This window comes from Aeromonas sp. 600724 (genome assembly GCF_049175135.1).
In the GTDB taxonomy this organism is placed as follows: domain Bacteria; phylum Pseudomonadota; class Gammaproteobacteria; order Enterobacterales; family Aeromonadaceae; genus Aeromonas; species Aeromonas veronii_A.
In genome coordinates, this window is sequence record NZ_JAAKUM010000007.1 from 43,402 (window position 1) to 56,967 (window position 13,566).

Consider the following 13,566-nt stretch of genomic DNA (forward strand, 5'->3'; position numbering starts at 1 on the left):
TTGTGATCCAAGACAAACGGCGAACACTTGTAAGCTGTAATGTTGAAGTTTAAACTCTAGCCCGATTTTTAGTGCCCTCGCGGGCGTACAACTGTAATTAAAGGATGTTTAACTGATGCCGAAGCTTCATCTGGTTCGACTGATGCGTGAACGTATTGCCCAGCTTGGCAACAAGGCTGCCCTGCGGGTTCAGCAAGATGGCCAGTGGCGCGCCATCGGCTGGCGTACTCTGGGCCAGGCCATGGACTACTGCGCACAGGCGCTGATCCGTGCCGGCCACCAGCCAACCGAGATGGTCGGCATCTATGCCCGCAACATGCCGGAATGGACGCAGGCCGATCTCGGCATCTTGGCCGCCCGCGGCGTCAGCGTCCCTATCTACCCCACCAGCACCCTCGATCAGCTGCGCTACATCGTCAAAGATGCCGGCATCAAGGTGCTGTTCGTTGGCGAACAACCTCAGTTCGATCAGGCGCTGCAACTGATTGAAAGCGGCGAGATCCGCCAGCTCATCGCCCTCGACGGCAACGTCAACCTGCGCGGCTGCGAGCAGGCGAGCCACTTCCAGACATTTCTGGTCTCCGGCAACCATCAGCCCAGTGAGCAGGAACTGCGAGTACGGGAAACCCAGTACCGGATGGATGACCTGCTGACCCTGATCTATACCTCCGGCACCACCGGCGAACCCAAGGGGGTCATGCTCGACTTCAGCAACATCGCCGCCTGTTTCGAGATGCACAACAGCCGCCTCGACCTCAATCAGCAGGATGTGTCGCTCTGCATGCTGCCGCTCAGCCACGTGTTCGAGCGGGTATGGAGCTATTACGTGCTCTACTGCGGCGCCGAGAACGTCTATATCCGCGATCCGCAGAAGGTGATGGATGTGATTGGCGAGGTGCAGCCGACCGTGATGTGCGCCGTGCCGCGCCTCTACGAGAAGGCCTATGCCATGATCCAGGCCAAAGTCGCTCAGGCTCCGGCTCTGCGGCGCGCCCTGTTTGGCTGGGCAACCCGTGTCGGCAAGCAGATGGTTGCCACCCGTCAGACGGGCAAGTCCGCTTCCCCGCTGCTCTACGGCCAGCTCTGGCTCGCCGAGCGACTGGTGTTTCGCAAGCTGCGCGCCCGCTTTGGCGGCCGCACCCGCTTCCTGCCGGTGGCGGGCGCCCGTCTGGCCGACGATGTGAACCTCTTCTTCCAGGCGATGGGGCTCAACCTCAAGTACGGCTACGGCATGACCGAGACCACTGCCACCGTCTGCTGCTACGAAGACAGCCAGTTCAAGCTCGGCTCCATCGGCACGGCACTGAACGGCATCGAAGTGAAGCTGGGTGAGAACAACGAGCTGCTGGTGCGCTCCCCCACAGTGATGCGCGGCTACTACAACAAGCCGGACGCCACCGCCGAAGTGATGACCGAGGATGGCTTCCTGCGTACCGGCGATGCCGGTGAGCTCGACAGCCAGGGCAATATCTACTTCACCGAGCGCCTCAAGGAGCTGATGAAGACCTCCAACGGCAAGTACGTGGCCCCGCAACTGGTGGAAGGGACCATCGGCAAGGATCGCTTTATCGAGCAGATCGCCATCGTCGCCGATGCCCGCCACTTCGTCTCGGCGTTGATCGTCCCCTGCTTCGAGTCGCTGGAGGAGTACGCCCGCTCCATCAACCTGCAGTACCAGTGCAAGACCGAGCTGCTGCGCCACTCCCGGGTAATGGAGTTCTTCGAAGCCCGCATCGCCGATCTGCAAAAAGAGCTGGCCAAGTTCGAGCAGGTGAAGAAGTTTACCCTGCTGCCGAGCGCCTTCTCCATGGAGCTGGGTGAACTAACCCCCACCATGAAGCTGCGCCGCAAGATCATCGAAGCCAAGTACCAGAGCGAAATCGAGGCCATGTATAACCACGTCTGATATCGCTCAGGTTCAGATGTCTAGTCCTGAAATAGGTTTACACATTTTCAACTAGCATTTTTCTACTCAGAACCCTCTATGTACCGCATCGGGGGTTCTGTATTTCAACGCATGATGCGGCCGCTCCACGTTGTAAATATCCACCGCTTCACGCACCATTTCCCGCGCTTGCGTCAAATCCTGCGGGCTTTGCAACAATAACTCTCCTTTCAAAATCCCGTTCACCCGCTCCGCCAACGCATTCTGGTAACAGTCATACCCATCCGTCATCGAGCATTTCACCCCGTACCGTTCATGTAATGACTGATACAGTCCCGAGCAATACTGCACGCCGCGGTCTGAGTGATGGATGAGTTCACCGTCGCCACGCCGTTGCTTCAGTGCTTTCTTGAACGCCATCGCCACCGACTCGGCGTGCATCCCTTCGTGCACGTGATGGCCCACTATCTTGCGTGAGTAGGCATCCGTCACCAGGCTCAGGTACAGCGGCCCGCTCCTGGCTGGCAGATAGGTGATATCAGCGACCCAGACCTGCTCCGGGGCCACCGGTGTGACCTGCTCTGGCCCCGCCTTGAGCAAGTTGGGATGACGGTAGAAACGGTGAAAACTGTGGGGGGTCTTGTGATACGCCCGCTTAGGTTGCACTAGCAAGCGGTGCTCGGCCAATATCTGAAACAGCCTGTCCCGCCCGACCTTGAGCCCGCCATCATCCTGACCCTGGAGCAGATAATGCAGCTTGCGAGTGCCCACCCGAGGTTGTCGCAGTCGAACCTGACGCACGAAGCGCACCACCTGCAATCCCTGTGCATGGCGCTCGTCGGCGACCCAATTGCGCTTGTAGTAAGCCTGCCGGCTTATCCCCAGAAACAGGCAAGCCCTGACAATGCTCAGCCTTTCGACTTGCCGCTACGAGAGGACTTGCCGGGTCGCTTTTTTACGATAGAGACGCCGTAGTCATTCTTCAGTACATCGACAACGGCCTCAAAGAACTGGGCCTTCTGACTCATCAGCGCCAGCTGTTGCTCAAGTTCCTTGATACGCTGTTCGGGTGTCTGGTTGTCGGGGTCAGGCATGGTGATGCTCCTGCCGGCACGTACAGAAGCCCCCTGGCTCCAATCTTGCCGACCATGTTTACGCAACCATACCAGAACGGTGGAGCGGCCCTGAATGCCATAACGCACCTGAGCCTGTTTGTAGGTGAGCTCGCCTTTTTCAATCTGCTCGACCAGTGCCAGTTTAAAAGTCAGCGAGTAATCGCGCTGTGTCCGTTTCACACCTTGTCCCATCGGGCTCTCCATTTATTGGGGGGAAAGGTGTAAACCATATTCAGGACGGGACAAGAGAAATAAAAAAGCCGCTCACTCGAGCGGCTTTTTGCTGGCACTTGGGTCGGAACGAACCCGCCTTCAGGCCGTGGTGGTACTGGTACCGAAGTAGTCGGCCAGGAAGTCATCGAATGACAGGCTGTCGCTGCGCTCGCGCTCCCGTTGTTTGGCCAGGGAATCCTTCGCCTCACCGGCAAAGTAGGCCTCATCCCAGTATTGCAGCTCCCCTGCCAGCAGCTCCTCGCGATAGCGGGTCGCCAGCTTGTCGCCGTAACAGCCGTTATCCTTGCCACTCTCCAGCAGCTCCTTGAGCATGCGGGCGGAGTAGGTCAAATCCGGATTGAGCAGCTTCTCACGGTGCATTGCCAGCGTTTTGCGATAGTGGTTACGGCCGCAGCAGCGATCCAGCAATTCGGCCACCTGAGCCAGCTCGTCGAACAGCTTGAGGCCGTACTCTTTGAGGCCAATGGCATGACCCTGCTCGTCCTCCAGCTCGAGGCCGGGACGACGTCCCTCCAGCACCACCTTGTTCTGGTTGCGGCGGTTGCGGGCAATCTCCTCGTCACTCAGCACCGGAGAGGGGCGCAACAAGCACCAGACCAGGAACAGATCGAAGAAGCGGATCTGGTCGGCATCGATACCGAGCGGGGTGAAGGGGTTGACGTCCACGGTGCGCAGCTCGATGTATTCGATGCCGCGCTGATCCAGCGCATCCGAGGGCTTCTCGCCGCTGCGCGGGGTGCGCTTGGGACGGATTGGAGCGTAGAGCTCGTTCTCCAGCTGCAACACGTTGTCATTGAGCTGACGATACTCCCCATCCACCTTGACCCCGATCTTGGCAAAGTCGGGATTGTGGGTGTTGATGGCGCGGCGCAGGCTGCTGACATAGGCTGGCAGGCTGTCGTGGCTGATCTTGAGCCCAGCCTGGGCGCTGTTGGTGTAACCGAGATCGGAGAGACGCAGCGCGGTGGCGTAAGGCAGATAGAGGGTGCCCTTGCCGGTCTTCTCGAACGGCAGGTTGCTCTTGCGCCCTTTGAGGAAGGATTCGCAGATGGCCGGGGAGGCGCCGAACAGATAGGGCACCAGCCAGCCGAAGCGGTAGACGTTGCGAATAAGCCCCATGTACTTGTCGGAGATAAAGCGCTGGCTGCAGCACCCTTCGCACACCAGATCCTGCCACTCGCTCCAGAAGCTGTCGGGCATGGAGAAGTTGAAGTGCACCCCGGCGATCACCTGCATCAGGCTGCCGTAGCGGTTCTTCAATCCCTGACGGTAGAGGGTCTTCATCTTGCCGATATTGGAGCTGCCGTACTGGGCCAGCCGGATGCTCTCTTCCCCACCGACGAAGCATGGCATGGAGAGCGGCCAAATCCGCTCGTCACCCAGATGCTGAATCACATGGTGATGGATGTCGCCGAGCTGCTCCATCAGGCTGTCGATGGAGTCGGTGGCCGGGGTGATGAACTCCAGCAGGCTCTCCGAGTAGTCGGTGGTGATATTGGGATGGGTCAGGGCCGAGCCCAGCGCCCGTGGATGGTCACTCTGGGCGAGTCGGCCATCCGGCGTGATGCGCAGGCATTCACGTTCGATCCCGCGCCGGATCCCCTTGAGCGCGGTGAGGCGCTCCGGTGATCCCAACGCATTCAGCAACTCGGTGAGCGACAAGCTTGTTGTAGTCATATTCACGGCTCATGTGAGGCCGCCCCATCCGGGGCGGCTCTTGATTTTTATAAAGCGTCAGTTACGGCAACTGCAGCGGATAGATGGGAAGATGAAGCTCCTTCAGGGGTTTTTCAAGCTTTTGCTTGTCTCCCACCACCACGATCACCATGTCGGCCGGATTGAGCCAACGGGCGGCACTGGCCTTGAGCGCCTCGGGCGACACCGTTTTGATCAGGTTGTTCTGGGCCTGCACATAGTCCGGTTTCAGGTCATACATCACCATCTGCAGCAGGAAGCCCGCCTTCTGGCCCAAGGTCTCGTAAGAGAGGGCATCCTGCTGGGAAACCGCGCTGCGCATATAGGCCAGCTCGACCGGGGTCGGGCCGCTCTTGCGGTAGTTGTCCATCTCCTTGAGGAACTGGCGGATGGCATCCACAGTCGCATCGGCCCGCACATTGGCGCCTGTGGCGAAGGTGCCCACCTCGCGGTTGGCGGAGAAACCCGAGCTGGCACCATAGGTGTAACCCTTGTCTTCCCGCAGGTTGAGGTTGATGCGGCTGTTGAAGTTGCCACCCAGGTTGAAGTTCATCAGCCCGGCGGTGAAGTAATCCCCCGTGGTATCGAACGGCATGGCGCGACGGCCGATGCGGATCACCGACTGGGGCGCCCCCGGCTTGTCGACCAGATAGATGCCCGGCTTGGCCTGCTCACCCTTGAGCTTGAGATCCCCCAGAGTCGGCGTGGCCCCCTTCCACTCGGTCAGAAAGCCAAGTTGCTCCTCGATCTGCTTCTGGCCCACATCACCGACCACCACCACTTTGGCATTGGTGGGGTTGTAGTAGGCCTGATAGAAGTGCTTCACGTCCGCCAGGGTCAGCTTGGCCACATCAGCCGCTACCCCGTCGGTAGGTTGACCGAGGCGGTTCTGCTTGCCGTAGACCAGCTCGCGGAACGCCTGCCCGGCCAGCCACTCGGGCTGCTGCTGGGCCTGTTGCATTCCTTGCAGCAGCTGCGCCTTGACCCGCTCGAAGTCCGCCTCCCGCATGCCCGGGCGCTCCAGCACCTCGCGCACCAGCGCCAGGGTCTGGGGCAACTTGTCCGCCAGCGAGCTGACGGTGATGAGGTTGTTGTACTGGGCGCTGGAGACATCAATGCTTGAGCCCAGCTTTTGCAGCTCGTCGCTGAGCTGAGCCTCGGTCAGGCGCACCGTGCCCTGCCCCATCATGGCGGCGGTCAGATTGGCCAGTCCAAGCTGCCCCTTATCTTCGGCACGAATGCCGCCCGGCAGGGCGATCATGATGGAGACCGCGGGGATCTCGTCACTCTTGGTGCCGATGATCTCGATGTTCTTGTCGAGCTTGCCGTGCCAGATGGCGGGCACCTTGACGCTCACCGCCTCGCTCGCCTTGGGCTGCACGCTGCGATCGAAATTGTCTTTTACCGGTCGTTCGGCCAGCGCCTCGTCATGCTTGCTGTAATCCGGCAGTTCGCGCTTGGCGGGGGTAAAGTTCGGGGTGGCAACCTGCCACTCAGTCTTGCCCTTGGGCACCACGCTCAGCACCACCGCAGGCTTGCCCGCGATGAACTTGTCGTAGGCGGCCTTCACCTGCTCAGGTGTCACCTTGCCGATGGCATCCAGTGTCTTGAACACATAGTTGGGATCCTGGGCAAACACCTGACCCATGGCGAGCTGGCTCACCTTGCCGGAGACGCTATCCAGACCCCAGATGGCGGAGGCACGGTACTTGGCGATCGCCTTCTCCAGATCTTCCGGTTTGAGGCCGCGCTGGGCGAACTCGCCGATCACCTTGTCCACCTCCCCCTTGAGGGTCTTGAGGCTGCCATCCTGTGACGGATTGGGATAGGCGTAGACGGTCAGGGTACAGGCCAGTTCTTCACAGTAGTGGGACGCCCCCACATCGATCGCCTTGCCGGTTTTCACCAGCGACTGGTAGAGCATGGAGCTGGCGGAACCACCCAGCACGTCGGCAAACATGTCGAGTGCAGGCTCCTGCGGATCGCCAAGAGATACGGTGGGGTAGCTGATATAGAGCAGCGGCAGGTGTACCTTGTCCTGCAACGTCACGTAGCGGGTCTCGGGCAGAGTCACCGGCTTTGGCGTCGGCTCGGCCACGTCCGGGCCGCGCGGGATGGAGCCGAAGTACTTCTCGATCCACTCGAGGGCCTGCTTGCTGTCAAAGTCGCCGCCCAGAGTCAGGGTAGCGTTGTTGGGGCCATACCAGCGCAGGAAGAACTGCTTGAGGTCGTTCACATCGACCCGGTCGAGATCTTCCACGTAACCGATAGGCTGCCAGGAGTAGGGGTGAGTACGCGGATAGAGCGCCTCCCCCACCTTCTCGCTCACCAGCCCGTACGGCTGGTTATCGACCCGCTGGGCCCGCTCGTTCTTGACGGTGGCGCGCTGGATCTCGAACTTCTTCTGGCTCACCGCATCGAGCAGGAAGCCCATCCGATCCGCCTCCAGCCAGAGCACTTTTTCCAGCTGGTTGGCCGGCACTGTTTCGTAGTAGTTGGTGCGGTCCTTGTTGGTGGTGCCATTCATGTCGCCACCGGCTTCGTTGATGATCCGCATATGCTCCTGATCACCGACGTGTTTCGAGCCTTGGAACATCATGTGCTCGAAGAAGTGAGCGAAACCGGACTTACCGACCGTCTCGCGGGATGAACCGACGTGATAGGTCACATCGAGGTGCACCAGCGGATCGGAGCGGTCGGGAGCCAGGATCACGGTCAGGCCATTGTCCAGCTTGTACATCTGGTAGGGGATGGCGAGCTTGCCCTCCTCCTTGCCCTGTTCGGCGATCAGGGTCGGTGCCGCCAGCACCGGCAGGGTGAAGCCCAGCAGAATCGTTAAAGGTATGACTTTGTTCACGGTAACCTCGTGAGTGACAAAAACAGGCTAGAAAATGTGACTGGCCAGCAGAAAAACCAGGGCATAACGGAACAATTTGCCGAGCCCGATCAAAATGAGAGAGCGCCAGAAGGAGAGGCGCAGCCAACCGGCCAACAGACAGAGACCATCACCGACCACCGGCGTCCAGGCAAGCAGCAGACACCAGTGACCATGTTGTTTGAGCCAGCCTAAGGCTTTTTGTTCCCCACGGCCTTGAAAATCTTCCGGTTTTTTCTTGAAGGTGGCGAGCCAGCCGAGCCACCAGGTAGTCATGGAACCGAGGGTATTGCCCAGCGTCGCCCACAGCAGCAGGCTAGCCATGCTCCACTCCCCCTTGGCCGCCATGGCCCCCAGCAGCACTTCCGAGCTGCCGGGCAGCAGGGTGGCGGAGGTGAATGCACTTAAAAAGAGCCACCCCAGCCCCATCTCCATCATCTCGCTCATCCGGGATAGCCATCGGCCGCAGGCATGCGCAGCAGCAGCTTGCCGCGTACATGGCCCCCTTCGATGGCCTGATGGGCCAGCGCCCCCTCAGCCAGAGCGAACTCACCGGCGAGGGTGACCTTCACCTCCCCCTGACGCAGCAGCATCAACATCTGACCCAGCTGCTTCTGGTCGGGGTGAACCAGCATGCCGACCACCTCGATACCCGCCGCAGCCCCAGCATCCTTGATCTGCTGGGCGGTAATGGTAGGCACAGTCACCAGGCGGCCACCCGGTTTGACACAGGCGAGCGCCGCCTTGCCGCTCTCGCCGCCTACCAGATCCAGCACCAGATCGACCTGACCGGCCTCTGCCACCACCTGTGCGGGCCAGTTCGCATCATGGTAATCCACCATCCAGCGCGCCCCCAAAGCATGGAGGAAGCCATGGTTGTCGGGGCTGGCGGTAGCCACCACCTCGGCGCCATAGGCGCTGGCAAACTGCACCGCCAGATGGCCAACCCCACCGGCACCGGCGAGGATCAATACCCGCTGACCGCTCTTGAGGCCGCCGTGCTCAAGCAGCCCCTGCCAGGCGGTGAGACCGGCCAGTGGCAGCGCCGCTCCCTGCTGCAGGCTCACTCCGTCGAGCTTGACCAGCTCGCCTTCGCTTGCCACCACAGACTCCCCGTAGCCACCAGCGGTAAGAGGAAAACCGACCATGCCGCACACCCGATCCCCCTCGACCAGCGAGGTTACGCCGGGGCCTACCTTCTCCACCACGCCGGAGATGTCATAACCCGGCGTCCAGGGCAGCTTGTCCTTGTTCTGGGCCGCCGCCCAGCCAAGACCGGCGCGGGTTTTGGCATCGATGGGGTTAACCCCCGCAAAGCAGATGCTCACCCGCACTTCGCCATCGGCTGGCACCTTATCGAGGGAAGGGTTGAGCTTGAGTACCGAGGGGTCACCGAATGCGGTAATCTGTAGTTGCGTCATTGCACAATCCATCCTGTTGATTGATCAAGGGTCAACAGAATAACAGCGAGGACACCATGGCTCGAATGTTTCTTATTCCTCTGTTGCTGGCACTGGGGTGGTGGGCGTTTCTGCTCTACTTCCACATCCCGCTCAAACAGGGGGCCAAGGGGTTTTACTGGATCATCGGCATCGGTGGCGGACTGGCCGCCTTCCTCAGCCTGATGATGGTGCTGACTCACTGAGTGCCACAGCCACTCGATAACGAAAAAGGCCACCGAGTTCCGGTGGCCTTCTCACTATCCGGGTTGCTGCTCCAGCGCCGGATTGAGGTAGTAGTGGCGATTGCTCCCCTGCCCCAGCACCCCTTGCGACAGCAGATGGTGGAACACCCGATCCACCTCCTCCAGCGAGAGTGACAACGCCTGTGCCACCGAGCGCTTGCTGCACTTGAGCTCACCGCTCACCAGCGCACCGCGCACCTGTGCCAGCACTTCGGGGGCTGGCTCGGGGGGCATGATGGGCTCGGGCTGGGCTGCCATCGCCAACTCTGCCTGCGCCTCTCTGCGAGCTTGCTCCTGCTGCCAGCGCCACATCCGGCGAAAGCGGTTCTCCTCGCCGATCAGGCTGACGAAGAAGGCGCCGAACACGTCGAGCAGCACCGAGAGGAAGCAGACCAGCAGGAACTGCACCTGGCTGATGCTCATCCCGACCCCGTCCGCCAGACTGCTCATCAGCCCCAACATAGAGGATTGTTCGTTGACCGGCTTGGCATCGCGCTGCTGGCGCAGCTCATCCTGCTGCAAGCGCAGCTTGGTGTTGGCGTGCTGCAACGAGGAGACGCCACTGGAGATGCGCTCCAGCTCGATGTATTTGCGGGCCGCCTCTTCGTTGAGCTGGATCTGCCGCTCGATGCTGGCGATCTGCTCGTCGAAACGGGCCAGCTCCCGCTCGTGGCGCGCCTGCTGGCTCAACACCGTATTGGTGGCGCTGTTGATGCCACCGATACTGCCGCCGATGGAGATGGCCGCCAGCACGCTGTAAAACAGCAGCGACCAGAGAGCACCACTCAGATCCCGCCGCGCCTTGCGCTCGCCGTACTCGTACCAGACGTAAAACTTGCCCAGCTCGAAGATGATGGCCAAGCCGCCGAACAGCCACTTCATCAGCGGGTTGTCATCGATGGAGAGGAACAGCAGCAGGGAGAAGATAATGGAGGCCAGAATGGCCAATCCGGTGAAACTGTATACCGTCGTCAGAGCGAACCACCCCTTGGGGTAGCGCTGTGTGGAGGAGTCCTGTGTGGTCATGATGAAGGGGTGTGCTGTGCAGGAAAAGTTGGCTGCCGATTATAGTCGCCAGACTCGCACAGAGAAGGGCAAATGACTGAATTCCTTCAGATTGGCAACCAGCTGCCCAGAGTGCGACCAAAACGGACAAATCGGCAGCAGAAAAGCGATACAATTCCTCCCTGACTTGATCATGTGGTGAGATGAGGTGCGATTCCGCCCGGGTTCAGCCCAGATCCGTACACTCATCCACCGTTGCAATTATCCGAGGCCATCATGAACAGTACGACCACCTTGCTACTCTCCCTTCTTCTGGTTACCGGCGGCGCCGCTGCGACACAGCAATATCCAGAGAGCGGTGGCACCGAATTTTCCGTCGATGAGCTTAAATTCAATCTGGACTGGGATGACAAACAGTTCGGCTGGACCCAGAACGACTGCCTCACTCTGGATATCGGGGAGACCTCCTCCGTCGACTGCAAGGCGGTCAAATTCAATCTGGAAGATGAAGAGAATCGCAACCAGCCACCGAAAACCAACCAGGTCCCTGCCAACTCGCAGAGCGACCAGTAACAACAGGAGTACCCTTGCGATGACCCAAGCTAAACACAACCCCGTTATCCGGCGCGGCGCCCTGCTGCTTTCCCTGCTGATGGCGCACGGCATCGCGGTTGCGGCACCGCCAAGCAAAAATAGCGATGGCATCAAGATCTCCGGTGATGACATCAAGATCAATCTCGACTGGGATGACAAGGAGTACGACTGGTGGCAGGACAACTGTCTGGATCTTGGCATTGGCGACAGCCGGATCAAACTCAACTGCGACAAGATGGATGGCAAGTACCGGGATCACTACAACCGCAGCATCCACGGCGGCAATAACCCGGGACAGGGTCACGACAAACAGAAGGATAAAAACAAGGGTAACGGCAAGAAAAACTGACCCCCCCTTTCCTTATCCAGCAGGGGCCTGGCGCCCCTGTGCTGATTGTTTTACCAATAATTCTCCGCACTGATATTGCCCGGTGCCCGCCGCAGATTCTTGACCAACCCCAGCGCCAGCAAGGTTTGCTGGGTCTCTTTCACCATCTCCGGATTGCCGCAGATCAGCACTTGGCTCAGCTCGGGTGAGAACTCCAACCCCACTCTAGCCTGCAGCTGACCATTGGCAATCGCCGCCGGGATCCGCCCTGCCATTGCATCGGGCCAAGGCTCGCGGCTGACAAAGGGGACATAGCAAAAACGCGCGCCATATTGCTCGGCAAAGCTGGCGATCAAATCCTGATAGCTCAGCTCTTCGCCTTTGCGCACCCCGTGCACCAGCACCAGATTCTCGAAACGGTTGAAGGCTTCCCCATCTGCCAGCATGGAGAGGAAGGGGCCGATGGCAGTGCCGGTCGAGAGCAGCCAGAGATCGCGCCCGGCGGGCACCTCATCCAGCGTCAGAAAGCCGGTCGCCTGGGATTGCACCAGCAGGGTATCGCCTGCTTGCAGCGAGCCGAGCGAGGGAGTCAGCTCACCGCTCGGGATCTCGACCAGATAGAACTCGTGGTATGGCGCAGAGGGGGGATTGACGAAGGAGTAGGCGCGCTGAATGCGGCGATCACCCTGCTCGAGGGCCAGCTTGGTGAATTGGCCTGCCTTGTAGGGGGCCAGCTCGGCCGCTACCCGCAGGGAGAACAGGGTGGGTGTCCATTCGATGCGTTCGATGACGCGGCCTTCTACCCAAGCCATAAGGATCTCCTCCAGTGGAACAGACCTTCACTCTACCCCCGGGCCGGAAAATAAAAAACCCGCGCAAGAGCGCGGGTTTTCTCTGCAAAAGCGAATCGCTATTACAGGGCAACAACCTGGATCTGTACGGTTGCTTTAACGTCAGCGTGCAGCTGAACAGCAACTTCGTAGTCACCGGTGTTACGCAGAACGTTGCCCATGCGGACTTCGCTCTTGGCAACGGCTACGCCGGCAGCAGTGATGGCTTCAGCCACGTCACGGGTACCGATGGAACCGAACAGCTTGCCTTCGTCGCCAGACTTGGAAGCGATAACCACGGTAGCCAGTTCGGCCAGCTTGGCAGCACGCTCTTCAGCAGCAGCTTTGTTGGCAGCCAGTTTGGCTTCCAGCTCAGCGCGACGAGCACCGAAAGCTTCGATGTTGGCCTTGGTGGCCATAACAGCTTTGCCTTGCGGGATCAGGTAGTTACGGGCATAACCAGATTTCACGGAAACTTGGTCACCCAGACCGCCCAGTTTGGCGATTTTGTCGAGCAGGATAACTTGCATTACCTTTCCTCTATAAATTTCGTTGAGTTAGGCTTAAGTGCCGGGCCGATTCTTACTTGTTGTGCAGATCGGTGTACGGCAGCAGAGCCAGGTAACGAGCACGCTTGATGGCGCGTGCCAGCTGACGCTGATACTTGGCGCGGGTACCGGTGATACGGCTCGGTACGATCTTGCCAGATTCAGTGATGTAGTTTTTCAGAGTAACGATATCTTTGTAGTCGATCTCGGTAACGTTCTCGGCGGTGAAGCGGCAGAACTTACGACGACGGAAATAACGTGCCATGGCCTTTATCCTCTAGTCAGTGATCCAGAATTACTCTTCGGAAGCAGCTTCAGTAGCTTCTTCGCGGCGCTCGTCGTCACGACGGGTGAAGCGCTCTTCTTTGGCCTTGGCCATCGGAGAAACTTCAGTCACTGCGTGCTTGGTGCGCATGATCATGTTGCGGATAACGGCATCGTTGAAGCGGAAGTTGGTTTCCAGCTCATCGATAACGGCTTGCTCTGCTTCTACGTTCATCAGAACGTAGTGGGCTTTGTGCAGTTTGTCGATCGGGTAAGCCAGCTGACGACGGCCCCAATCTTCCAGGCGATGAATGGTACCACCGGAGGTGGTGATGGCGCCGGTGTAACGCTCGATCATGCCGGGAACTTGCTCGCTCTGGTCCGGATGAACCATGAAGACGATTTCGTAATGACGCATTTTAGCTCCTTACGGATTAATTCAGCCTCCGCCCAGGTGCAGCCAGACCTCGGAGGCAAGGAACATAAAGGTGTTTAGTCGCTGCTTTTCT

General features: G+C 59.5%; 13 protein-coding genes and 1 pseudogene. 4 read left to right on the plus strand and 10 right to left on the minus strand.

The window, feature by feature from the left end:
* Positions 1-115: 115 nt before the first annotated feature.
* Positions 116-1,906, plus strand: a complete 1,791-nt coding sequence (locus G5168_RS08225) for an AMP-dependent synthetase/ligase (protein ID WP_216952881.1) — start codon at positions 116-118, stop codon at positions 1,904-1,906.
* Between the two features lie 66 nt (positions 1,907-1,972).
* Here G5168_RS08225 and G5168_RS08230 read toward each other — a convergent pair.
* The 5 genes and pseudogenes from G5168_RS08230 to G5168_RS08250 all read right to left on the minus strand — a co-directional run bounded on the left by G5168_RS08230 (position 1,973) and on the right by G5168_RS08250 (position 9,225).
* Positions 1,973-3,192: pseudogene (locus G5168_RS08230) on the minus strand (IS3 family transposase).
* 120 nt (positions 3,193-3,312) lie between these two features.
* Positions 3,313-4,911 (minus strand): glutamate--cysteine ligase, encoded by a 1,599-nt coding sequence (gene gshA, locus G5168_RS08235; RefSeq protein WP_227341926.1) that lies wholly within the window; start codon positions 4,909-4,911, stop codon positions 3,313-3,315.
* Positions 4,912-4,972: 61 nt separating this feature from the next.
* A complete protein-coding gene (locus G5168_RS08240; protein ID WP_107683770.1) occupies positions 4,973-7,786 on the minus strand; it encodes a M16 family metallopeptidase in 2,814 nt (937 codons plus the stop codon).
* A 27-nt stretch (positions 7,787-7,813) separates the two neighbouring features.
* Positions 7,814-8,251: a YqaA family protein gene (locus G5168_RS08245; RefSeq protein WP_005348990.1), complete on the minus strand. Its 438-nt coding sequence runs from the start codon at positions 8,249-8,251 to the stop codon at positions 7,814-7,816.
* Entirely contained in the window at positions 8,248-9,225 is a 978-nt protein-coding gene (locus G5168_RS08250) for an NADP-dependent oxidoreductase (protein WP_421231211.1), read from the minus strand. Before G5168_RS08250 ends, G5168_RS08245 begins: the two co-directional genes overlap by 4 nt.
* Before the next feature lie 56 nt (positions 9,226-9,281).
* Between G5168_RS08250 and G5168_RS08255 the strand changes: the two genes are divergently transcribed.
* Positions 9,282-9,449: a hypothetical protein gene (locus G5168_RS08255; protein WP_162484561.1), complete on the plus strand. Its 168-nt coding sequence runs from the start codon at positions 9,282-9,284 to the stop codon at positions 9,447-9,449.
* Positions 9,450-9,503: 54 nt separating this feature from the next.
* Here G5168_RS08255 and G5168_RS08260 read toward each other — a convergent pair whose 3' ends face one another.
* Complete coding sequence (locus G5168_RS08260; RefSeq protein WP_227341923.1) at positions 9,504-10,514, minus strand: Preprotein translocase subunit SecY; 1,011 nt, start codon at positions 10,512-10,514, stop codon at positions 9,504-9,506.
* A gap of 255 nt (positions 10,515-10,769) precedes the next feature.
* Between G5168_RS08260 and G5168_RS08265 the strand changes: the two genes are divergently transcribed.
* Together G5168_RS08265 and G5168_RS08270 are read left to right on the plus strand one after the other, a co-directional pair.
* Positions 10,770-11,066 carry a hypothetical protein gene (locus tag G5168_RS08265; RefSeq protein ID WP_040067567.1) on the plus strand — a complete coding sequence of 99 codons (297 nt, stop codon included), beginning with the start codon at positions 10,770-10,772 and terminating at the stop codon, positions 11,064-11,066.
* Between the two features lie 19 nt (positions 11,067-11,085).
* Entirely contained in the window at positions 11,086-11,436 is a 351-nt protein-coding gene (locus G5168_RS08270; RefSeq protein WP_227341922.1) for a hypothetical protein, read from the plus strand.
* Positions 11,437-11,486: 50 nt separating this feature from the next.
* On the opposite strand, the gene G5168_RS08275 is transcribed toward G5168_RS08270, so the two are convergent.
* The 4 genes from G5168_RS08275 to rpsF all read right to left on the minus strand — a co-directional run bounded on the left by G5168_RS08275 (position 11,487) and on the right by rpsF (position 13,475).
* Entirely contained in the window at positions 11,487-12,227 is a 741-nt protein-coding gene (locus G5168_RS08275) for a ferredoxin--NADP reductase (protein WP_421252070.1), read from the minus strand.
* 101 nt (positions 12,228-12,328) lie between these two features.
* Positions 12,329-12,775 carry a 50S ribosomal protein L9 gene (gene rplI / locus G5168_RS08280; protein ID WP_005340490.1) on the minus strand — a complete coding sequence of 149 codons (447 nt, stop codon included), beginning with the start codon at positions 12,773-12,775 and terminating at the stop codon, positions 12,329-12,331.
* Positions 12,776-12,827: 52 nt separating this feature from the next.
* A complete protein-coding gene (gene rpsR / locus G5168_RS08285) occupies positions 12,828-13,058 on the minus strand; it encodes a 30S ribosomal protein S18 (protein ID WP_005308890.1) in 231 nt (76 codons plus the stop codon).
* A gap of 30 nt (positions 13,059-13,088) precedes the next feature.
* Positions 13,089-13,475, minus strand: coding sequence for a 30S ribosomal protein S6 (gene rpsF / locus G5168_RS08290; RefSeq protein WP_005308887.1), 387 nt, complete (start codon positions 13,473-13,475; stop codon positions 13,089-13,091).
* Positions 13,476-13,566: the final 91 nt, after the last annotated feature.